The following is a 573-nucleotide window of genomic DNA, read 5'->3' as shown; positions in this document are numbered from 1 at the left end:
CAAAGAACAGAGCACGTAGACCTAAGATTGCTGAAAGCATTGCTGCATAAACAATCATCGGCTCTTTAGTAACAGCGATAACAGTCGGAACTGAATCAAAAGAGAACATCACGTCTGAGAGTTCAATGGTTATACCACAGAACACAAGCACACCAGCGGTTGGGAAATACTTCTTCGCCAACTTGTTGTACCATTTATCAGAGTAATCATCTTCCTCACCTTCTGCTTCGTTGGATTGTAGCATCATCACGCCAGAGTAACCGACAATGAGACCAAACAACGTGCTAACGAGGATGTGAATCACTTCTCCAGGTATATAAAGACCAAGAATCGTAATATCACTACCAGCATTAAACAACGAACCACCAACGGTAACGAAGATACCACGGAAAATGATAGCACCAGCAATACCCCACAATAAAACTTTGTGTTGGTCTTTTGCTGATTTCACTCCGAAGTATGAGAAGATAGCCATAAAGACCATCAGGTTGTCCATAGACAACGCTTTCTCAAGGGCATACCCCGCGAAGTACTCAGACGCACCGGTACTACCATAAATGGCATAGACACAGC

General features: G+C 43.5%; 1 protein-coding gene. It reads right to left on the bottom strand.

The genetic code is table 11. From position 1 onward, the window contains the following. The coding region (locus N1032_RS26825; protein ID WP_407933094.1) for a TerC family protein at positions 1-573 on the bottom strand (573 nt) is incomplete at both ends.

Origin of the sequence: Herbiconiux daphne (genome assembly GCF_024979295.1) — a bacterium.
Classification (GTDB): domain Bacteria; phylum Actinomycetota; class Actinomycetes; order Actinomycetales; family Microbacteriaceae; genus Herbiconiux; species Herbiconiux daphnes.
The sequence above is the reverse complement of the archived record's forward strand: the minus strand, read 5'-3'. Positions and strand labels throughout refer to the sequence as shown.